This is a genomic window from Kushneria phyllosphaerae (assembly GCF_900312995.1).
Taxonomy (GTDB): Bacteria; Pseudomonadota; Gammaproteobacteria; order Pseudomonadales; family Halomonadaceae; genus Kushneria; species Kushneria phyllosphaerae.
This window is the reverse complement of record NZ_ONZI01000002.1, coordinates 147,973-169,575: the sequence shown is the minus strand read 5'-3', so window position 1 is coordinate 169,575 and position 21,603 is coordinate 147,973. Positions and strand designations below refer to the sequence as shown.

18 protein-coding genes are annotated in these 21,603 nt (G+C 58.2%); 9 read left to right on the top strand and 9 right to left on the bottom strand.

Features of this window, described 5'->3' with window-relative positions; translation table 11 throughout:
• Positions 1 to 40: 40 nt before the first annotated feature.
• A complete protein-coding gene (locus tag KSP9073_RS06635; protein ID WP_108842202.1) occupies positions 41 to 853 on the top strand; it encodes a DUF2797 domain-containing protein in 813 nt (270 codons plus the stop codon).
• Here the strand turns inward: KSP9073_RS06635 and KSP9073_RS06630 are convergent.
• Positions 848 to 2,359 carry a RimK family ATP-grasp domain-containing protein gene (locus KSP9073_RS06630; RefSeq protein ID WP_108842201.1) on the bottom strand — a complete coding sequence of 504 codons (1,512 nt, stop codon included), beginning with the start codon at positions 2,357 to 2,359 and terminating at the stop codon, positions 848 to 850. The genes KSP9073_RS06635 and KSP9073_RS06630 overlap by 6 nt on opposite strands.
• 261 nt (positions 2,360 to 2,620) lie before the next feature.
• Between KSP9073_RS06630 and KSP9073_RS06625 the strand changes: the two genes are divergently transcribed.
• The 4 genes from KSP9073_RS06625 (at position 2,621) to pepN (ending at position 6,844) form a co-directional block, all read left to right on the top strand.
• Entirely contained in the window at positions 2,621 to 3,100 is a 480-nt protein-coding gene (locus KSP9073_RS06625; protein WP_108842200.1) for a GNAT family N-acetyltransferase, read from the top strand.
• A 92-nt stretch (positions 3,101 to 3,192) separates the two neighbouring features.
• Positions 3,193 to 3,627, top strand: a complete 435-nt coding sequence (locus KSP9073_RS06620) for a YbaN family protein (RefSeq protein ID WP_108842199.1) — start codon at positions 3,193 to 3,195, stop codon at positions 3,625 to 3,627.
• Between the two features lie 126 nt (positions 3,628 to 3,753).
• Positions 3,754 to 4,125, top strand: coding sequence for a YbaN family protein (locus tag KSP9073_RS06615; RefSeq protein ID WP_108842198.1), 372 nt, complete (start codon positions 3,754 to 3,756; stop codon positions 4,123 to 4,125).
• Between the two features lie 88 nt (positions 4,126 to 4,213).
• Positions 4,214 to 6,844 (top strand): aminopeptidase N, encoded by a 2,631-nt coding sequence (gene pepN, locus KSP9073_RS06610; RefSeq protein WP_108842197.1) that lies wholly within the window; start codon positions 4,214 to 4,216, stop codon positions 6,842 to 6,844.
• A gap of 101 nt (positions 6,845 to 6,945) precedes the next feature.
• On the opposite strand, the gene KSP9073_RS06605 is transcribed toward pepN, so the two are convergent.
• Positions 6,946 to 7,476 (bottom strand): invasion associated locus B family protein, encoded by a 531-nt coding sequence (locus tag KSP9073_RS06605; RefSeq protein ID WP_108842196.1) that lies wholly within the window; start codon positions 7,474 to 7,476, stop codon positions 6,946 to 6,948.
• 162 nt (positions 7,477 to 7,638) lie between these two features.
• Entirely contained in the window at positions 7,639 to 8,136 is a 498-nt protein-coding gene (locus KSP9073_RS06600) for an Lrp/AsnC family transcriptional regulator (protein ID WP_108842195.1), read from the bottom strand.
• A 227-nt stretch (positions 8,137 to 8,363) separates the two neighbouring features.
• On the opposite strand from KSP9073_RS06600, the gene KSP9073_RS06595 reads away from it, so the two are divergent.
• Complete coding sequence (locus KSP9073_RS06595; RefSeq protein ID WP_108842194.1) at positions 8,364 to 10,061, top strand: 2-isopropylmalate synthase; 1,698 nt, start codon at positions 8,364 to 8,366, stop codon at positions 10,059 to 10,061.
• A gap of 122 nt (positions 10,062 to 10,183) precedes the next feature.
• Here KSP9073_RS06595 and KSP9073_RS06590 read toward each other — a convergent pair whose 3' ends face one another.
• From KSP9073_RS06590 to KSP9073_RS06570, 5 genes are all read right to left on the bottom strand, one after another.
• Positions 10,184 to 10,738 carry a FlgO family outer membrane protein gene (locus KSP9073_RS06590; RefSeq protein ID WP_108842193.1) on the bottom strand — a complete coding sequence of 185 codons (555 nt, stop codon included), beginning with the start codon at positions 10,736 to 10,738 and terminating at the stop codon, positions 10,184 to 10,186.
• On the bottom strand, positions 10,732 to 11,388 hold the full coding sequence (locus KSP9073_RS06585; protein ID WP_108842192.1) for a hypothetical protein: 657 nt from the start codon (positions 11,386 to 11,388) through the stop codon (positions 10,732 to 10,734). The genes KSP9073_RS06590 and KSP9073_RS06585 overlap by 7 nt, the downstream gene beginning before the upstream one ends.
• A gap of 167 nt (positions 11,389 to 11,555) precedes the next feature.
• Complete coding sequence (locus KSP9073_RS06580) at positions 11,556 to 11,849, bottom strand: hypothetical protein (protein WP_108842191.1); 294 nt, start codon at positions 11,847 to 11,849, stop codon at positions 11,556 to 11,558.
• A gap of 31 nt (positions 11,850 to 11,880) precedes the next feature.
• Positions 11,881 to 12,735: a deoxyribonuclease IV gene (nfo, locus tag KSP9073_RS06575; RefSeq protein WP_108842190.1), complete on the bottom strand. Its 855-nt coding sequence runs from the start codon at positions 12,733 to 12,735 to the stop codon at positions 11,881 to 11,883.
• A gap of 168 nt (positions 12,736 to 12,903) precedes the next feature.
• Positions 12,904 to 13,884, bottom strand: a complete 981-nt coding sequence (locus KSP9073_RS06570; RefSeq protein WP_108842189.1) for a formate/nitrite transporter family protein — start codon at positions 13,882 to 13,884, stop codon at positions 12,904 to 12,906.
• Positions 13,885 to 14,016: 132 nt separating this feature from the next.
• Between KSP9073_RS06570 and KSP9073_RS06565 the strand changes: the two genes are divergently transcribed.
• From KSP9073_RS06565 to mdoH, 3 genes are all read left to right on the top strand, one after another.
• Positions 14,017 to 15,210, top strand: a complete 1,194-nt coding sequence (locus KSP9073_RS06565; protein ID WP_165814185.1) for a multidrug effflux MFS transporter — start codon at positions 14,017 to 14,019, stop codon at positions 15,208 to 15,210.
• 363 nt (positions 15,211 to 15,573) lie between these two features.
• Positions 15,574 to 17,154, top strand: coding sequence for a glucan biosynthesis protein G (locus tag KSP9073_RS06560; protein WP_243409148.1), 1,581 nt, complete (start codon positions 15,574 to 15,576; stop codon positions 17,152 to 17,154).
• Positions 17,147 to 19,642 carry a glucans biosynthesis glucosyltransferase MdoH gene (gene mdoH / locus KSP9073_RS06555; protein ID WP_108842186.1) on the top strand — a complete coding sequence of 832 codons (2,496 nt, stop codon included), beginning with the start codon at positions 17,147 to 17,149 and terminating at the stop codon, positions 19,640 to 19,642. The genes KSP9073_RS06560 and mdoH overlap by 8 nt, the downstream gene beginning before the upstream one ends.
• A 216-nt stretch (positions 19,643 to 19,858) precedes the next feature.
• Here the strand turns inward: mdoH and KSP9073_RS06550 are convergent, their stop codons facing one another.
• Positions 19,859 to 21,601, bottom strand: coding sequence for an NADPH-dependent assimilatory sulfite reductase hemoprotein subunit (locus tag KSP9073_RS06550; protein WP_108842185.1), 1,743 nt, complete (start codon positions 21,599 to 21,601; stop codon positions 19,859 to 19,861).
• Positions 21,602 to 21,603: the final 2 nt, after the last annotated feature.

The window sequence follows — 21,603 nt, the reverse complement described above, 5'->3', positions numbered from 1 at the left end:
ACCCGATGCCCGACGTGAATGCGCCGGGGGGCTGTCCCGAATGGCCATCACGGTGGACACCGCAGGCCGAGCGCACTATCAGCTGCGCGTCGGTGATCACAGTCAGCCGCTCAACGTCTGGCTGGGTCACAGCATTGCACTTCAGTCCACCGGCCGTATCATCTGCGTTCACTGCCAGCAGCCCACCCGCAAGAGTTTTGGTCAGGGCCATTGCTACCCCTGCTTTCGGCGTCTGGCGCGCTGCGATACCTGCATGATGGCCCCCGAGCGCTGCCACTATTTTCAGGGCACCTGTCGTGAGCCCGGATGGGGCGAGCGACACTGCTTTGCACCCCACGTTGTGTATCTGGCCAGCAGCTCGGGGGCCAAGGTCGGCATTACCAAACCCTCTCAAATGCCCACGCGCTGGCTCGACCAGGGGGCAGTTCAGGCCCTGCCCATTTTGTCAGTGGCGTCGCGTCGTCAGTCGGGTATGGTCGAAACGCTGTTTAAAAGCGAAATCAGTGATCGCACCCATTGGCAGCGCATGCTCAAGGGCGAAGTCGCCGATGTCGACCTCATCGCCTTGAGAGATGATCTGATGACCCGGCTGGCCCCGGGGATTGCCTCGCTCAGGACGCAGTTCGGTGAAGACAATATCCAGGCGCATGGCGAGCAGTCCGTGGCCCGATTTGATTATCCGGTGCTGGCCTGGCCCGAACGTGTCAGCGCCTTCAACCTGGACCGCACGCCGCAGGTTGAAGGGCGCCTGATGGGCATGAAAGGCCAGTATCTGATTCTGGACACCGGCGTCATCAATCTGCGCAAGTACACCGGCTATCAGGTCAATGTGACGCTCTCGGCACGTTCATGAGCTCGGTGGCTGGCGGCCCGTCACCTGCCTGGGCTGGCGCTTGCGCTCCATCTGATCCAGAAACCACGCCATGATGCGCCGGTAAAGCTCTGGCCCCAGCACGACATCTTCTACGCCAACATCCAGATTGGGGTTATCGTTGACCTCAATGACCACGACCCGATCACCGCTTTGCTTGAGATCGACCCCGTAAAGACCGTTGCTAATCAAACGCGTGGCCTTGAGCGCGGTTTTAATCACCTTCTCGGGTGCCTGGGCCGGGTCCATCGTTTCAAATCCACCGCTGCGTACTCTTCCGCCACTGTGGTCATAGATCTGCCAGTGGCCGCGGGCCATGTAGTAGCGGCTGGCAAACAGCACCTGTCCATCCAGAATGCCGATACGCCAGTCGTACTCGGTAGGCATCCACTCCTGCAGGAGCAGCAGGGCCGAATCCTCGAAAAGGCGTCGGGCTTCCTCGATCAACTGCGCTTTGGAGCTGATCTTGACCACACCGCGGGAAAAGGCCCCGTCCGGTATTTTCAGTACCTGTGGGAAGGCGAGGGTGTCGGCCAGCGTGTCCAGACGATCAAGGTCGCTGCGGTTGAGCAGGTGGCCCTCGGGGGCCGGAATACCCCTGGCGCGCAGCAGGGCATGCAAATAGACCTTGTTGGTACAGCGAAGGATCGACTGGGGGTCATCGATCACGACCAGTCCTTCGTGTTCGGCGCGCCGCGCCATGCGCCAGGTATGATGATCAAGCTGCGTGGTTTCCCGAATGAACAGGGCATCGAATTCGGCCAGCCTGCCTTCATCGCGACGGGTGATCAGGCTGACATCAATGCCCATCGAGCGCCCGGCGCGAATGAACTGCTTGATCGCACTCTTGTTGCTGGGCGGCATGGCCTCCTTCGGGTCAACCAGAATGGCCAGGTCATAGCGATAGCGTCGTTTGGCGGCAGGTGTGCGCCAGACCTGGCGCGAGTGGCCGTTAAGGGCCCGTGCAAAGCGGTCTTCCTCGTCCGGTGCAATGTCTCTCAGCGACAGCGCTTTCAACCGCGCCAGTCGCCAGTCACCGTGGCGCCGGGTAAACCGTGCCTCCATGATCGGACAGGGTAAATGTGAAAAGAGCCGGCGTCCGAGTCTTGCCAGCGCCTCATTGCCGGTATCGCCAAAGAAAAGTCGCAGATCCAGTCGATCTCCCTGCAGGGCGCCGCGGCGGTCCAGGTCGGCCATCATGTCGTTGAGGCCGTCCAGCTGCAGATCGATCAATACCTTGCGCTTGAGCTGATTGAGCGTTTCCACATCAGGCTGCACGCGCTGCCCGCGCGCCTGGGCCAGTAGCGAGACGTAGTAGCCGGTTTCCAGATAATCCAGCCCGCTGCACAGGTTGATGACGTGGGTGGAGCGATCCTGATCGGTGGTTTCTTCCAGCGCCAGAAAGTCATCGGCGCTGACCAGATCATCACTGGGATAGTAGGGACGCCAGTCGCTGGGGTGATCCACAACAATACGCAAACGTGACATGACGCACTCCGCAGCCCAATGGAAATATGCGCATCATAGGACGCCACCGGTCATCGTGGAATAGCCCCGAGGGCTCGGAAGAAAGGGTTTTGATCATGGCAGCGGCACGGACCAGCGATCAGGCGGTTCATGAACGGTCAAAAGGAGGTCACGAAAGGGAGAAGCGAGGGGTTACGATACAAATGCACCACATGGCAGGGTTCTTGCGCCGTGGAGATGATAGGATTGCCGCCTTTTGGATCCTGACCTGGAGAACAACGCATGGCTTTCACGCTGCGTGCAGCGGAGGGTAGGGATGCGACGGCACTCAATGCCCTGGAGCGCACCTGTTTTGGTGATGACGAAGACAGTTTCAGCCCCTCGCAGCTGAAATATCTGGTCACAAAGGCCAACGCACAAACGCGTCTGATCATCGATGATGACGGTACCCTGGTGGGATACGGCACGCTGCTGTTTCGACGTAACGAGAAAAAGGCCCGTCTTTACTCCTTTTGTCTGCATCCGGACGTTCGCGGCCAGGGGCTGGGGCAGCGTCTGCTGCTGGCGCTGGAGGCGGTGGCCCTGACGCGTGGCTGTGACAGCATCTATCTGGAAGTGCGTGCCGATAACCGTGCCGCCATTTCGTTGTATCGGCGCATGGGCTATGAGGTCCTGCACTGGATGGAAGATTATTATCACGATGGCTGCGCGGCCTGGAAAATGCTGCGCAGTCTGGGTGAGGGCGACGGCGCGGCCACCTAGCCGCCTGAAGCCTTGCAGGCAGTTGACGCAGGGTTGGTGACAGGCGTCTCGAACGCTATGATCGGCAGTTCACGTTTTCGCGGGAGTGTGGCATGTCAGGTCTTCCTCCGGATCCCGCCGCGGATCATCGCGCGCGCTCTCCGGTCAATCGTGCCCTCTGGATCGTGCTGGCGGCGCTTTGTTTCGGGATCGGGATACTGGGTATCTTTTTGCCGCTGCTGCCGGCCACTGATTTCATGCTGCTGGCGGTAATCTGTGCCTCAAAGGGCTCAAAACGTTTTGAACGCTGGATTCGGCGCAATCGTTTCGCAGGGCCATTGATCCGGGCATGGGAAGAGGAGCGCGCCATTCCCCTGCCGGCCAAGCTTGTGTCGATCGCCATGATGTTTTTCAGTGCCTGGGTCATCTGGATTCATACCGGTTTCAACTGGGTTTTCTGGCTGCTGTTGATGGTACTGACGGTCGTGGGAACGTTCGTGGCGACACGGCCGCTGCCTTCCGGAAAGCCCCGTGCGTCCCATGACTGATGCTTCAGATGGCCTGTGTGCCTTGGATGCCCTGTGTGCCTCCGTGGTTATCGGTTGCGTCACTGCCGGAATGGCACGCCTGAACGTGGTTGCCTCGCCGAGCAGGCCGTCTTGCAGGAAGGTGCCATGCGCTATTTCTGGATAGGTCTGGCGGGCATTTGCTTTGCGCTGGGTGCGGCGGGTGTCATCGTGCCGCTGCTGCCGACCACGCCCTTCATGCTGGCCGCCGTGGCGCTGGCATCAAAAGGCTCTCCGCGTTTCGCACGCTGGATTCGACAGCACCGGCTGGCCGGCCCTGCCATCAAAAACTGGGAGCATGAGCGCGCCATTTCGCCGCGGGCTAAGGGGCTGGCAGTGGTGACCCTGGTCTTCAGCGCCCTTGTGATCTGGATCACCATTCCTTCTCTGGTCGTACGTATCGGGGTGACCCTGCTGCTGGCCGGGATTGGCAGCTGGCTTGTCACGCGGGCCACCCCCTCGCAGCGTCGTAAACCCTGAGCCCGCTTTTCCGAGTGCTTGCGCTTTGAGCCGGTGAGGGCTTGCGGCGTACACTAGGCCCACGATCGACCCATTTCAGGAGCCTTTCATGGCCGAGCCGCAAGCCATCTATCTCAGCGATTACCGCCCCCCGGCCTACCGCATCGACAAAACAGAGCTGACCTTTGACCTTGACCCGCAGGCCACGCGGGTCAGGGCGCGTCTTCATGTGACGCGTCATCCCGAGTCCAAGGCGCAGGCAGCCTTGACGTTACACGGTCATGGGCTGACCACCGAGCGTATTGCCATTGATGGCCAGGCGCTGCTGGAAAGTGAATATCGCATTGAAGCGGATCAACTGATCATTGATCGGGTGCCGGAAACGTTCGTGCTGGAGACGGAAGTGATCATCGATCCGACCAGCAATACGGCGCTGGAAGGGCTGTATGTTTCCGGGCCGATGTTTTGCACCCAGTGCGAGCCCGAAGGCTTTCGTCGCATTACCTGGTACCCTGATCGACCTGACGTGATGGCCGTGTTTACCACCACGGTCATTGGGGACAGGCAGCGCCAGCCAGTGCTGCTGTCCAACGGCAACCCCATCGAGCGCGGCGAGCTGCCGGATGGCCGCCATTTCGTCACCTGGGAAGACCCGCACCCCAAGCCCGCCTATCTTTTTGCGCTAGTGGCCGGCTCGCTGGAATGCGTGCGCGACAGCTTTACCACCATGAGCGGGCGCGAAGTGGCACTCGAAATCTGGGTCGAAGCGCAGAATCTGGAAAAGACCGACTGGGCCATGGCCTCGCTCAAGCGTGCCATGACGTGGGACGAAGAGGCCTACGGGCGCGAGTACGATCTGGATCTTTTCATGATCGTCGCCGTGGACGACTTCAACATGGGCGCCATGGAGAACAAGGGACTCAATATCTTCAACAGTGCCGCGGTGCTGGCCAATCCGCAGACCACGACGGATGCCACCTTCCAGCGCATTGAAGGAATCGTGGCGCACGAGTACTTCCATAACTGGTCGGGTAACCGGGTCACCTGCCGCGACTGGTTCCAGCTGGCGCTCAAGGAAGGCTTTACCGTCTTTCGTGATCAGAGCTTTTCATCAAGCATCAATTCGGCACCGGTCAAGCGCATCGAGGACGTCGCGCTGATGCGCACGCTGCAGTTTGCAGAAGATGCCGGCCCCACCGCACATCCGGTGCGGCCCGATCACTTTATCGAGATCTCGAACTTCTACACCCTGACCATTTATGAAAAGGGTGCCGAGATCGTGCGCATGCTCAGCCACCTGCTGGGAGAAGAGACCTTCCGCCGCGGCAGCGATCTCTACTTTGAGCGCTTTGATGGTCAGGCCGTGCGGGTCGAGGATTTTGTCGAGACCATGGCCGAAGTGTCAGGCGAAGACCTGACCCAGTTCATGCGCTGGTACGCCCAGGCGGGGACCCCGCAGCTGACGGCGCGCAGCGATTACGATGCCGAAAAGCGCCGTTTCACCCTGACCATCGCTCAGCAGACGCCGCCCACGCCCGGGCAGGAGGACAAGCAGCCTCTGCATGTGCCGGTGCGCATGGGTCTGATGGCGGCTGATGGCCAACCCGTCGAGCTGATCATCAACGGTGAATCGCACGGTACCGATACCGTGCTGCATCTGCGTGAGGCCGAGCAGCAGTGGGTCTTTGAAAACGTCGATGAGGGCGCGGTGCCGTCGCTGCTACGCGGATTCTCGGCGCCGGTGCGTCTTGAGTACCCCTGGTCGCGCGATGAGCTTTCGCATTTGATGCGCTTTGACGAGGATGGCTTTAATCGCTGGGACGCCACCCAGAGACTGGCGCTGATCGCCATCGAAGAGATGATGGCGGCTCATCAGCGCAATGAACTCATGGCGCTGGATGCGCGGCTGATCGAGGCCTTTAGTTACCTGCTGCGTGAGCCCACCGATGACAGGGCGGTGCTGGCCGAAATGCTGCGCCTGCCCAGCGAGGCATGGATTGCCGAGCAGCAGCGTCGCGTGGATATCGATGCCATTCACGGTGCCCGTCGCGCAGCGATCGAACAGCTGGCGGATAATCTCTTCCCCGAGTTCGAAAGCGTCTATCACGCCAATCAGCAAAGCGAGGCGTACGCGCCCACACCCGAGCAGATGGCCTCGCGTAGCCTCAAAAACGTGGCGCTCTCCTATCTGGTTGCCAATGGTGAAGTTGAGGCGCTCAACATGGCCCGGGCCCAGTATGAGGCCGACGACAACATGACGGACGTGCGCGCGGCGCTGACGCTGCTGGCGCACTCGGATCGCGCCGATCTGGGGGATCCGGCCATTCGCGCCTTTGGCGAGCGCTGGGCTCATGATTCACTGGTGATGGATCAGTGGTTTGCCACTCAGGTGACACGTCCGCAGGCGGATGCGCTGGAGCGCGTACGCTTTCTGATGGACCATCCGGCCTTTTCCATCAAAAATCCCAACCGGGTACGGGCGTTGATTGGTGCCTTCACCCAGCAAAACCGGGTCAACTTTCATCGTCTCGATGGAGAGGGGTATCGGCTGCTGGCGGACGTGGTCATCGAGCTCAACCGGCTCAATCCTGAAATTGCCGCGCGCATGATCGTGCCGCTGACGCGCTACCATCGTCTGGATGAGAAGCGTCAGGCATTGATGCGTGGCGAGCTCGAACGCATTCGCGCTGAAAACCTCTCACGCAATGTATTTGAGGTAGTGGAGAAGGCACTGGCCTGAGATTGCCCTGATGACCATGCAAAACGGCGCCCGATGGGGCGCCGTTTTTTTTGATGACAGCGGCCGAGCCATGTCGGGCGCCGTCAGTGTCTGGCATCGATTCAGGGCGTGATGGCGCGAGTCGCGTCGGTAAAGCCCAGCAGCGAAATATTGGTGTCCAGACGTTTGCCGTTGGGATCAAACATGCTGACCGTTGCCTTCGTACCGCCACGCAGCTGGCTGAGCAGCTGACCCTGCAAGGGCAGGTCGGCGCGGCAGGCATCGTCCATGCAGACCTGGTAGGGGAAGGGGATTTCCTTGCCGTTGTCGACCTGAAGCTGCATGCCGGGTGCCAGGCGTACGCCCAGCGGCAGTAAAAAGACCATGACCGGATCGCTGCCTTCCGGCGGATAGGCCACCACCACCCGCATGACAGGCCGGTTGCTGCTGGGGCTGTTGACCAGCTGTGTCATGGTGCAGTGCGCATCATTGCCGCCGCCTTTCGGGCAGCGTACTTCCCAGTCCCTGAACTGCTTGATATCGGCATCCGGTGCGTTTTGTGGCTGCGCCTGGGCAGTGGGCACCATGTAAAGGGAAAATAGCGTCGCCATCAGGGCCAGAATCCCTGAAGCCGAAATGCGGCGTAACAGCATGTGCAGTCTCTCCTGTAAATGACGGGCACGGGTATGGCCTCGCATGGCGCCCAACCCGAAGCGCTACACACTAAGCCCTGACGAGCGTTTTATAAAGTCCTGCGCCGGCGAAGAAGCATTGATGCCTTGTTTGACGAGATGGTCAGGGGCCGCCGCATATTATCAGCGTGCCACCAGATCCGTGGAGATGGGGCGATTGCCAAAAACCGGACGCAGCACAAAATTGGAGTGGACGCCTGTGACGCCTTCGATTGGGGTGATGTGTTCCAGCAGCAGGCGCTGGTAGTCATCCATGTCCTCAACGCGAATCTTCAGCTGGTAGTCGACTTCCTGCCCGGTAATCATCAAACATTCGATGACCTCGGGCAGGGCTGCAACTCGCTGCTCAAAATTGGCAAAGCGCTCGGGCGTATGGCGATCCATGGAAATGTGGACGAGCGCCATCAGACGATAGCCCAGCCTTCGGGCGTCGACCTGGGCCTGATAGCCGGTAATCAATCCGCTCTCTTCAAGCGTGCGGACCCGTCTCAGGCAGGGCGACGGTGACAGGCCTACACGATCGGCCAGTGCCTGATTGCTGATTCGGCCCTCGGTTTGCAGTATTTCAAGGATATGCCGATCATAGCGATCAATCGCAATACCGGGTTGCCTTTCGGACATTTACTGGTGCCTTTTGCTAAAAAATTATTCAATGTTGGCATTATATTGCTTTGAAGGGGTGGTTTGCCACGATAATCGCAAGGACCTGTCAGAATGACGGCGCTATACTGTTCTCACTGCCACAAGCAGTGCCGATTCGGCGCATGGGATGGCTTCACAAGAGCAGATCCCGATGACGTCCCTGTTCAGGCATGAGACATCCCTTCAGCGCTTAATCAGAGGTAGACATGACTGCTTTCAATCATCGCAAGTACAGCCCCGCGCCGCGTGTGCCCGCCTTCAATCGCCAGTGGCCCGATCGTGATCTTGAATCCGCGCCAATCTGGGTCAGTGAAGATCTTCGCGATGGTAACCAGGCGCTACTGGAACCGATGAGCGTTGAGCAGAAAAAGCGCCTCTGGAAGCAGATCATTCGCGTTGGCATCAAGGAGGTCATGGTCGGTTTTCCCTCTGCCAGTCAGCCCGACTATGACTTTGTACGCTGGCTGATCGAGGAAGAGCAGATTCCCGAGGATGTCACCATTGCCGTATTGGTGCAGTGTCGTGAGCATCTGATCGAAAAGAGTTTTGAAGCACTGGTGGGCGTCAAGCGCGCCATTATCCACCTGTATAACTCAACCTCGACCACCCAGCGCGAGCGCGTTTTTGAAATGGACCGTGATGGCATTATCAACATCGCGGTCAGCGGTGCGCAGTGGGTCAAGGAGCATGCCGAGCGCTATCCTCGGGTCGACTGGCGTTTCGAGTACACGCCGGAAAGCTTTTCCAGCACCGAGATCGACTTTTCGCTGGCCATCTGCGAAGCCGTCATGGATGTCTGGCAGCCGACGCCGGACCACAAGTGCATCCTCAACCTGCCGACCACGGTCGAAGTGGCAGGTCCCCATCATCACGCCGATCAAATCGAATATTTCTGTCAGAACATCAGCCGTCGCGACAGCGTGATCATTTCGGTACATACCCATAATGATCGTGGTGGCGCGGTGGCAGCTGCTGAGCTGGCCATGCTGGCTGGTGCCGAACGCGTTGAGGGTACGCTTCTCGGTAACGGTGAACGTACCGGCAACATGGATATCGTCACGCTGGCGATGAATCTTTACAGTCAGGGTATCGACCCCGAACTGGATCTGTCACGTCCGGACGAAATCATTCAGGTGGTGACCGAGTGCACCGGCATTACCATGCATCCGCGCCACCCCTGGGTCGGCGAGATGGTCTACACCGCTTTTTCTGGCAGCCATCAGGACGCCATTCGCAAGTCGCTCAAAAAGCAGGGGGATGATGAGCCCTGGCAGGTGGCCTATCTGCCGATCGACCCGCGTGATATCGGTCGCGACTATCAGGCCGTCATTCGCGTCAACAGTCAGTCCGGCAAGGGCGGTATGGCCTTTTTGCTGGAGCGCGATTATGGCATTAATCTGCCACGCTGGATGATGCTGGCACTGGCTCCCCATGTGCAAAAGGAAAGCGAGAAGCTGAGCGGTGAGCTGTCCAGTGAATCCATCCGCCGACTGCTGTTTGCCACGTTCATGCGTGAGGGGCCGCTGTCACTGATTGACTACCGCCTGTCGCGTGCCAGTGAAGAGGGGCTGTCAATCACCCTTGAACAAAACGGCGAACGCCTGACGCTGGAAGGCAGCGGCAACGGTGCGATGTCGGCCTTCATGAATGCCTGGCAGCGCCACAGTGGCCAGCAGGTCGGCATCCTCGATTACAACGAGCATTCACTCGGCGAGGACAGTGACGCCAATGCCATTGCCTTTGTGCAGCTTAACGTGGATGGTCAGCGAATCTGCGCCGTGGCCGAAGACAGCGATACCGTCAGTGCCTCGCTCAAGGCCGTGATCTCTGGCATCAATTTGTGCAATGAAATGACCGGCGTCCGGGATGGTCTGACGGCCATCGCCGATAGCGCCAGCGCCTGACAGGTCTGAAGCATCAAGCGTTAAAAAAGGCCTGTTACCCCAGCGGCAACAGGCCTTTTTGCCTTTCAGTTCTTTCGTTTTTTGGGTCAATCTGTCTTTTGAGTTCATCGACGTCTTCTGACTCAATAGGGCGATGTCAGCAGCATCTGGACATCGGCGTCCATGGGAATCCGAAAGCTGCTGGCGCCAAGGACAAGCTGGTCGGCAAGGCGCACGAGCCGTGCATTGACGAAGACTTCGCCCCGGGCCACCGCATAGGTGCCCAGCAAAACAGCGCTGGCATTGTAGTTGTTGCCCAGGCGCTGCACATTGCGAGACAAGATGAGCTCGCCGGTATATTCCTCGATATAAAGACTGTCGCGCAGCTTGACCTCAATGACGTTAAGGCCCTGTTCGACCAGTTTGGAGGTCATGGCTTCGGTGAGCGTACGTCCCAGCGTGGAGGAGCGACCCAGTTGGTCCACGTCAACGAACGTGGTGGCAATGATGGTATCGCTGGGTGCCAGCCGGCCGTGGGTATTCTTCACCAGCCGCTCGGCAGCGGTATCAACCTGAGAAAGCAGGGTGGGTCGCTCTGGAGTTCGATTGTAGCCTGGCAGTTCAGCACAGCCGGTCAACAGTACTGATAAAAGCAGGGCTGCCATCAGGGAGAGTCGAGACAGTCGTTGGCTTACCATTGCGATGAGACCCTCAGCCCGTTCTGGCTTTCGTAATGCTCGCTGTCACCGGCATTGATGTAATAGATGTTGGAAGACGAATACAGCAGCGTATCGAATTCGCTTGCCCGAGTGGTAATGATGACTTCCGTATTGCCAACCTCGGTGATGTTGCCGCTGAAAGCGTCAAGCAGCGCCGCACCCGGAATCAGGGCCAGAGCAGGTTCCGACCAGTGCTTGAGCGGCTGGAAAACCCATGCGACACCTGCGGCGAGGAAGGTAAAGGTCCCCGGCGGGCGCCGGATGCTGCCGCGGTCGCTGTGGGTGACCACCTGGACTGCAGGAGTAATGATCACGGCGCCTTCGGGCTGGGTGCTGACCAGTGCGCCCTGCTGTACCAGCTGGCTTTCCAGCAGCGAATGATAGCCGCGTTCAAAAGGCGTGGCCGGTTGTGGCGAAAATACATATAGCGGCCGGGTGTGAAGGCGCTGGTTGGCCATAATGCCGCGCGCTTCATTGCGGGCCAGTACTTCCCAGTGATGGGCCGCCTGCATGCGCTGTTGATCGCTCATCTCCCAGGTGGTCGCCATTGGGACCTGGGACGTATTGACTTCAAAGCAGCCGCTTAATGTGGCTGCCAGGCAGATGGCCCCCCAGATCCGTAACGACATCAGTTCCCTTCCCCTGGTGGCGCAGGCCCGGCGGGCCTGCGTCATGGTTGATCAGGAAGGTCTTATCGGCCACCGGGCATCCGGCTTGAGGCTGGCCGCAAGGTTTGTCGATCTTCATGGCCCTGCCACTATCGACAGGTAGGGCCGCCACCGCGTTGCCGGTGGTGTCAGGGAATCAGCCAGGACAGCACCAGAAGCCCCAGTACCAGCCAGATCAAGCCGCCAATGATGCCGCCACGCAGCAGGGCACGTACGCCATTGATCAGCAGCAAAAGGCCAATGACCAGTATGGCGAGACTGAACATGGAAGAACTGATGCCCAGCGAGCTGGTGAGTCCATCGATGAAACCATCCATGGCGCCGAAAAGGTTGGCAAAAATTGAGGCCAGAAATTCAACGATGGCACGGATGATGTTGCCCAGCGTTTCGCCGACCCAGCTGAAAAAACCTTCTGACTGCATAGTGAAGTTTCCGCTAAAAAATGAGTGCGCGTCAGGCGCTGGTGATGCCTGCCTGCGCGCGTAGCCAGGCAATTTCCTGATCCCAGATGGCCGGTTCAACGGTTTCAAGAATCATGGGGATGCCGTCAATCCGGGCATCCTGCATGATGGCTCTGAAGGCATCACTGCCGATGTTGCCCTGACCCAGACTGTGGTGACGATCCACTCGACTGCCCAATGTGCTTTTGGCATCGTTGAGATGCATGCCGCGCAGATACTGAAAGCCGACCACGGCGCCCAGTTCATCCAGCACTGCACGCGTCGAGGCTTCGGTGCGCAGATCATAGCCGCCGGCGAAGGCGTGACAGGTGTCGATACATACGCCCACCCGTGACTTGTCATCCACCTGTTCGATGATTCCGGCCAGCTGCTCGAAACGATAGCCCAGATTGCTGCCCTGACCGGCGGTATTCTCGATCACGGCGGTAACGCCGCGGGTTTGCGCCAGGGCCTCGTTGATGGACTCGGCAATGATCTTCAGGCACTCGCTTTCGCTGATCTTGCGCAGGTGGCTTCCAGGATGGAAATTAAGCAGCGTCAGCCCGAGCTGTTCGCAGCGCTGCATTTCATCGAGAAAGGCGGCGCGTGATTTGGCCAGCGCTTCTGCTTCCGGATGCCCCAGATTGATCAGATAGCTGTCATGGGGAAGAATCTGCCCGGGGGTGAAACCCTGCTGACGGCACGCCGTTTTGAAAGCGTCGATGACGTGCTCATCCAGAGGTTTGGCCTTCCACTGGCGCTGATTTTTGGTAAACAGGGCAAAGGCATTGGCGCCAATGTCAACGGCCCGTTTAACGGCCTGATCTACGCCGCCGGCGGCGCTGACGTGTGCTCCGATATATTTCATGTGCTACCTGACACAACCTTGCTGCTTCTGGAAGGCGTCATGGTACGCAATCCTTTTAATGAGTGCTTGAATGATGCTGATAGCATGGGTCCAACGAATGGAAAAGGGGCGGGCTCAAGCCCGCCTTTTCAGTGTGATGAGCAATACGACCACTTTGTTGCTGCTGAATCAGTCCTGTACCTTCTTGTCAGCCTGCTTTTTTTTGTGGTGACGCTGAATCAGGCCCTGCTTGCGCTCCTTCTGCGCTTCCAGATCCCCTCGGATCTGGGCATGGCTGATCAGGGCAAAGATAAAGGTGCCACCTACCACATTGCCGACAAGGGTCGGCAGTCCGAAGCGAAAAAGGAAGTCACTCCAGTCGGCATTGCCTGAAAACACCATGTAAAACATTTCGCTGGCACCAACGACGATATGCGCAAAACCGCCAATGGCCATGACATAGGTAATGATCAGAATAATCCAGACCTTGGCCTGATCGGCCGCCGGGATCAGCCATACCAGTGTGGCAATCATCCAGCCGGCGAGAATGGCACTCGAGAACATCTCAAAGGGGGTCTTTTCCATGAGATGTTTGCCCAGCGTAATAAAAGCCTCGTGTGTGGACGGATCGAACATCGGCATTTTAAGGAAGGTGATGGCCGAAAGAGCCGCTCCTATCATATTGCCAATCAGAACCACCCCCCAAAGGCGCCCCAGTGCGCCGAAATTGGCAAACGTTGGATGACTCATGACCGGCAAAACGGCGGTGACGGTATTTTCGGTAAAGAGCTGCTGACGCGCCAGGATCACGACGATAAAGCCGACCGTGTAACCCAGACACTCGATCATGAAGCCGGCTCCAGTATCCGGCAGCTGCGCGTGCATGAGGCCGCGGGCCACCATGGAAAAGCTCATGGAGATGCCGGCGGCAACGGCTGACCACAAAAGCGCCATCGAGTCTCGTGCCAGTTCCTTTTGACCATCCTTGCGAAGACGCTGGTGAACCGCTGCCGCCTGGGAAGGCAGCTCGCGCGCTTCCTCCTCTTCACTTTCCTGACGATCATCAGCGTCGGTCTCTGACGTTGAATCCTGTTGTTCCTGTTCCGAGGCTTCGGTATCTACACCGCCTTCAAAGTCATCCTCGGCGTGCTGTTTGTCTTCTTGGCTCATGGACGTACCTTTTTGTTATCACAATGATCAATGAACTTAGCGTAGCTGTGCCCTTTTCAAACTGACAGGAGGTGTTGGCCGGCTCAGACGTAGTCTGTACAGTGCCGACTCGTCTTCTCAATGAGTCTGATAATGGGCACTCCCTTCGCCAGTCGCCGCCTGATTGCCATGATGATGGCGCTAATCGTGCTTACCCCCATGGGGGTCGATATCTTTTTGCCCTCGCTGCCTTTGGTGGCGCAGGACTTTGCCAAGGATACCGCCGGCATCAAATGGTCCATCACGTTGTATCTGATCAGCATGGGAGCAGGGCAGCTGGTGGCCGGCCCGCTGGTCGATGGTTTGGGGCGACGGCCCATGGCGATCACGGGAGCGATTGTTTATGGGCTGGCCGCGGCGCTGTGCCTGATGGCCGATCACATCACGCTTTTTTATGCCGGAAGGCTACTGCAGGGACTTGGTGCATCTCTAGCGACCGTGGTGGCCTTTTCCTGTGTTCGGGATCGTTTTGACGGTGACCGGCGCGCCGGCATCTACAGTTTCCTGAATGCTGCAGTATGTGTAGTGCCAGCTCTGGCGCCGCTATTGGGCAGCCTGTTGGCAGCCTTCTGGCACTGGCGGGCCAGTTTCCTGTTCATGGTGGTGTTTGCGCTGGGGGTTGCGCTGTTTTGTTTCTGGGGGCTGGAAGAGACCCGGCCTTCCGGCGAGCATAAAAGCCGTCTTTCCCACTACGGCCGTGATGTGCTCACCATCCTGCGAGACCGCCAGTTTGTCTTTCATGTCCTGATTGCCATGACCGGCATGACGGTCATCCTCATTTATGTCACGACGGCGCCGATATTGCTGATGGATCAGGCCGGCCTTGACGAGCTGGCCTTTGGGGGCTGGTTCGGCGCCGTGGCGGCCATCAATGTGGTAGCTTATTTTTTGGCGCCTCGTCTGATCGCGCGTCTGGGCCAGCACCGGGCCATCCACGCAGGGCTTGCCGTGATGGTGACTGGCGGTTTTTTGCATGCCTTTTTTTATAGTATTGCAGGTCCGGGTGTAGCCTCCTTCATGCTGCCCAACGCCATCATGGTGACCGGTTTTTCACTGACGCTCGGAGCGGCACTGAGTCTGGCTCTTGAGCCGTATGCGGACAGGGCGGGGCTTGCCTCATCGCTGGCGGGATGCTGCCAGATGGGCGGCGGAGCACTGCTGGCCTCGCTTTTGACGCTTTTGCCAATTTCTCCCCAATGGATACTGGCGCTGACCGGCATTGTTGGGGCAGGGGGCCTTTTAGTGACGTCATTGACGGCATTTCATCGGCGTCAGACGCTGGCATGACAGGTTAAGTCTATTGTCGGCATGTCACCGAGAGGTAAAAAAAGACAGCGTTTCATTATGACTACTGAGAAAAAGGGCCGCGGGCGCTAGAATGGCGTTTAAGTGTGCGCTCGCTCAGGCACATATTTTGGAGTGCTGCGGCATTCTGAGCCATATTGTGCGCTGGGAAGTGGCGTAAAATGCGGCACCTGAGCTGCTGGTATAAAGGTGCAGGGTCGTGGTAAACAGGCCTGCGAAATTCAATAAAGCATACGCTGTCATGCAGGGCTGCCCTGAGCTTTTTTCCTGCATGGCGGTGACCGTATAAACCAGACCTTTTTTAAATATCAGGGCACTTCAAGGATGCTTATGAGGAATGTTGCTGTGACGTCTTATCTGAAAACCTCCGGTAGTTTCGCGGCTTACGCTACCCTGAAAAAAAGTGCCATGCTGGCGTTCGGAGTAGCCTCGCTGTTCTCCGCTCAGGCCGTGCTCGCATTTGACTTCAACGATGTCAGTCAGGAGGCTCAGGAGCTTGCACAGCGTGGATACACTGCGCCTCAAAGCAATCTCCCGGGATCCCTTGCCGGTCTAAACTTTCAACAGTATCAGCAGATTCAGTACAAGCCTGCACAGTCGCACTGGCGTAGTGATAACCTGCGATTTGATCTGGGGTTCTTTCACGAAGGCATGCACTACAACACGCCCGTGACCATCAATGAAGTCAACGGCGATGATGTGCAGGAGCTGAAATTCTCTCCGGACAATTTCAACTACGGCAATCTTGATGTCGACAAGTCAAAGTTCAAGGATCTTGGCTTTGCCGGTTTCAAGATCAATTATGGGGATAACCCCGACAAGAAAAACGAGTCGATGGTGTTCCTCGGCGCCAGCTACTTCCGCGTGGCCGGCCAGAACCAGCGTTACGGGCTTTCAAGCCGCGGTCTTGCCGTGGACACCGGGCTCAACTCGGGCGAAGAATTCCCGCGCTTCAAGGAGTTCTGGGTCGTCAAACCGCAGGGCGATGATCGTTATCTGACCATTTACGCACTGCTGGATTCACCCAGTGCTACCGGCGCCTATCGTTTCATCCTGCGTCCGGGGCAGGACAGCGTGGTCGATGTGCAGTCACGTCTTTTCCTGCGTCGCCAGGTCACCAAGCTGGGCATTGCCCCCCTGACCAGCATGTACCTGTTCGGCCCCGAGCAGCCCTCTAACGACAGCAATTATCGTCCCGCCATTCATGACTCCAATGGCCTGCAGCTGGCGACCGGTGATGGGCAGTGGCTGTGGCGTCCGCTGGCCAATCCAAAGCGTCTTTCCGTGGATACCTTCCCGGCCAATAATCCGCGCGGGCTCGGGCTTTTGCAGCGTGATCATGACTTCGGCGACTATCAGGATGTTGAAAATCGCTACGAGCTGCGTCCCAGTGCCTGGATCGAGCCGCAAAACAGCTGGGGTGATGGTCAGGTAGAGCTGGTGCAGATTCCGACTCCGGATGAAACCAACGACAACATTGTCAGCTTCTGGCGTCCGACTCAGGAACTGCCGACCAATCAGCCGCTGGATTTCAACTACACCATCAACTGGACGCTCAACGAATCGCGCTATCACACGCCTGATCTGGGCTGGGTGGCTCAGACCCGCCGTGCCCGCGGTGAAACCGTCCAGGACAATCTGGTACGCAAAAGCGATGACAGTACGCTGTACGTGATCGATTTCGTGGGCCCGAACCTCAAGTCGCCGGGCAGCAATGACAACATTCAGGCGGACGTCAATGCCGGTGACAATGGCCAGATCGTACGCAGTGAAGTGACTCGCAACCCTGCCATGGGCGGCTACCGCCTGAAGCTGAGCGTCAAGGCCAATGACACCTCAAAGCCGGTCAACATGAAGGCTTTCCTGAAAAATGGTGACTCGCGCCTGACAGAAACCTGGAACTACGTGCTGCCTGCCAATGAGTGATGACGCCTACTCAAGCCCGGCCCGGGCATATCTCGAGCGCCTCGCGCTCGGGACCCGGGAACTGGGTAATCGACGAGAGCTGCTGGAGCTTGCATCTCAGGATACGCCGCTGTTCAGGGTGCATGACGAGATCGGCAAGCAAAGTCTCTTGCAGGATGATCCGTCCAGTGCCTCTGTGCTCCGGCGTCTGGAACTTGCCTATGGGACAGCACCTCTGGCCCCCCCTGAGGTGCTTGGGGCTGACAAGGTCGGCCGTGTCTGTCTCAAGACCATGCCGCCCATCGAGCGTACCTCGATTGCCCCCCATCCCTGGACCACCAGTCCGATCAAGCGCTTGAGAAAGGGGTATCACCTGCGTCGCGGCAATCTGAAGCCGCGGGTACGCAAGACCCAGGCGCCTGAAGCCCCTACGGCACCGCGCTGGAAGATGGTGGGCACCATGCGTCGCTGGACGCTGCTGCTGCTGGTCATGGTGCAAAGTGCCGTGGCGGTCTGGTACATGAGTACCGTTTTGCCCTATCAGGGCGCGCAGCTGCTGGAAGTGCTGGAGCTTGTGCTCTTTGCGCTGCTGTTCTGCTGGGTGTCGGCCGGTTTCTGGACGGCCCTGATGGGATTTTTTCAGCTTCTCAAGGGGCGGGATAAGTACAGTATCTCGGGGACCAGCACCGGTGACGAGCCGATCGACCCCTCGGCCAGAACGGCCATTGTCATGCCGATCTGTAACGAGGACGTCAATCGCGTTTTTGCCGGGCTCAAGGCGACCTATGAGTCCGTTCAGCGCAGTGGCAACATCGAGCACTTTGACTTTTACGTGCTCAGTGACAGCTATGATCCTGACACCTGCGTGGCAGAGAATCATGCCTGGCTGAGGCTGTGCCGAGAGGTCGGCGGTTTTGGTCGGATCTACTATCGTCGTCGTTCGCGCCGCGTGAAGAAAAAGAGCGGCAACATCGATGATTTCTGCCGTCGCTTTGGCGCCAAGTATCGCTACATGCTGGTCATGGATGCCGACAGTGTCATGAGTGGTCGCTGCCTGACCCGACTGGTACAGCTGATGGAGGCCAATCCGGACGCCGGTATTATTCAGTCAGCGCCGCTGGCCGCGGGCAGTAACAATCTTTATGCGCGTTTGCAGCAGTTTGCCACGAGAGTTTACGGGCCACTTTTCACGGCGGGCCTGCACTTCTGGCAGCTGGGGGAATCCCACTACTGGGGGCATAACGCGATTATTCGCGTTGAACCCTTCATGTATTACTGCTCGCTGGCGCCACTGCCGGGTAAGGGCGCGCTATCGGGCGAGATCCTGTCCCATGACTTTGTTGAAGCAGCGCTCATGCGTCGTGCCGGCTGGGGTGTCTGGATTGCCTATGATATGCCGGGCAGCTATGAAGAAATGCCACCCAACCTGATCGATGAGCTTCAGCGAGACCGTCGCTGGTGTCAGGGCAACATCATGAATTTCCGCCTGTTTCTGGTGCGCGGGATGCACCCGGTACACCGCGCGGTCTTTCTGACCGGTGTCATGTCCTATCTGTCAGCACCGCTCTGGTTTTTGTTTTTGATGCTGTCCACGGCGCTTCTGGCCGTGCATACCCTGACCACGCCGGAGTACTTCACCGAGCCCATGCAGCTGTTTCCGCGTTGGCCCGAATGGCATCCGGGCAGGGCAGTGGCGCTCTTTTCCACCACGCTGACCCTGCTGTTTTTGCCCAAGATCCTGAGTGTGATCGTGATCTGGGCCAAGGGGCCTCGCTACTACGGTGGGGCCGTGCGTCTGGGCCTTTCGATGGTGATTGAGTCATTGATTTCGATGCTGCTGGCACCGGTACGCATGCTCTTTCATACGCGCTTTGTGCTGGCGGCCCTGATGGGGATCGAGGTCAAGTGGAAATCGCCCCAGCGTGATTTCAGCGAGACGACCTGGAAGGATGCGTTCATGCGTCACGGCGGGCAGACCGTGTTTGGTATTGTCTGGACATTGTTCGTGCTGTGGCTGGACCCGCTGTTCCTGCTCTGGCTGTGGCCCATCGTTGGAGCACTGATGCTGTCAATTCCGGTATCGGTCATTACCAGCAGGGTCGATCTGGGTCGGGCGGCATTCAAAGGACGCATGTTCCTGATCCCTGAAGAGTCCAATCCGCCGCGAGAGCTGCGAGCGACCTGGCGATTTGTGCGTAATTCGCGCCATCAGCCGCCGGCGCCGACCTTTGTGCAGACCGTGGTCGATCCCATCGATAACGCCCTGGGCTGTGCCATGGGTGTGGCACGTCACAACAAGTCGGAGGCGATCGAGTCGCAGCGACAGACGATGGTGCGCCAAGCACTGGTGGGTGGGCCTGACAAGATGCCCAACAAGGAGAAGCTGCTGGTACTGGATGATCCGGTCATGCTGTCCAGACTGCACTATCAGGTCTGGGATCGCAGCCATCAGTATCCTGCCTGGATTGATGAGGCCTATGCGGATGATCCGCCACCGCGCTTTATCTAGCCACGCTTTATAGGTATGCGGTGTGACGTTTAACGTTTGAACCGTAAAGGCCCTGCCAACTGGCAGGGCCTTTTTATGGGTAACCCTTGATGATGAGCGTGCAGGCCGGTGAATGCAGCGTGTTGGTGGTCGTGCGAGCATGATGGCCATCAACAGAATGGCCATAAAAAAGGGGCCCGACATATGGTCGGGCCCCCTGACACAACAAGGCATGGGTCAGGCCGTGTGGAAATCCAGTCCGTTCTCGGTGGCCTTGATGATGCCGACACGAACGACAAAATCGCCGAAGGATTCACCTGACTCACGCTCTTTGGCATAGCGATGAATCATCGGTGTCAGCTCTTCGAGGATGGTCTTCTCATCTATGTTCTCGCGATACATCTTGTTGAGCCGTGTACCGGTGAAGTCGCCACCCAGATAAAGGTTGTAGCGGCCAAGTGCCTTGCCGACAAAACCGATCTCCGCCATAAAGGGGCGGCCACAGCCATTGGGGCAGCCGGTCATGCGTACAATGATGGGATCATTTTCAAGCCCCGCATCCTTCATGATGGCGTCGAACTTGTCGAGCAGTGTGGGCAGATAGCGTTCGCTTTCCGCCATCGCCAGACCGCAGGTCGGGAAGGCCACACAGGCGATCGAATGCTGACGCAGCGGTGTAACGTCCTTGAGCATGCGGTAGCGATCCATGATGGCATCGATCTGCTCACGACGTTCGGGCTTCACGTTGGTAATGATCAGATTCTGATTACAGCTCAGCACGATATCGCCATCATGAATTTTGGCGATTTCACGCATGCCAGTCATGATCTGCATGCCGGCATGGATGGGGTTGTCATCTTCGTAGTCGCGAATACGACCGTTCTCGACGAAAAGCCCGTAATGCCACTGGCCATCTTCACCCTGATACCAGCCGAGAATATCGCCGGTCGTGGTGAATTTGAAATCGCGCGCTTCTTCCAGCGCGTAGCCGAGATACTTCTCGAGCTCGGCTCTGAAGCCTTCCGCACCCATGGTGTCCACGGTGTACTTGAGGCGGGCATGTTTGCGGTTTTTACGGTCACCGTTGTCACGCTGAACCAGCATGACCTTTTCGGCCACATCAATGGTCTGATCAACGTTGCAGTAACCGATGACGGTACCACGGCGCGGATAGGTATCCGGCTCACCATGGGTGGAGCCCATGCCGCCGCCGACGGCCACGTTAAAGCCCTTGAGTTCATCGTTTTCAACGATGGCGATAAAGGCCAGATCGTTGGTCAGTACGTCGGTCTCGTTATCCGGCGGTACGGCCAGGCCAATCTTGAACTTGCGCGGCAGATAGTGCTGGGTATACAGCGGCTCGGTAACTTCATCGGGGCCGCCGGCGACACGTTCTTCGCCCAGAAAGATCTCGTGATAGGCACGTGTGCGCGGCAGCAGATGATTGCTGATGTCGGCTGCCAGGTCGTACACCTGCCGATGGATCGTGGAGCGGTGCGGGTTGGCCGTCGAGGTCACATTACGATTGACGTCGCCGCAGGCGGCGATGGTGTCGATCATGGCATCGTTGACGGTTTTCAAGTGCGCGCGCAGGTTACTCTTGAACACGCCATGGTACTGAAAGGTCTGGCGTGTGGTGATACGCAGCGTGCCGTTGGCATAGTGGCGTGCGACCTCATCCAGCGTCAGCCACTGCTGGCTGCTCATGCGCCCGCCTGCAATGCGCAGACGGACCATGAAGGAGTAGAGCGGTTCGAGCTTTTTCTTGCGGCGCTGATCGCGAACGTCGCGATCATCCTGCATATAGAAGCCGTGGAACTTGGTCAGCTGGGTATCGTCAGGACTGACGGCGCCGGTGGCGTTATCCGCCATGTCTTCCATCAACCGCCCGCGCAGAAAGTCACTGTTGACCTTGAGGCTTTCGTTGGCGGCATAGTCATCAAGCGACTCGTCACGGAGTTTGGCAATAATATCGGTCATTT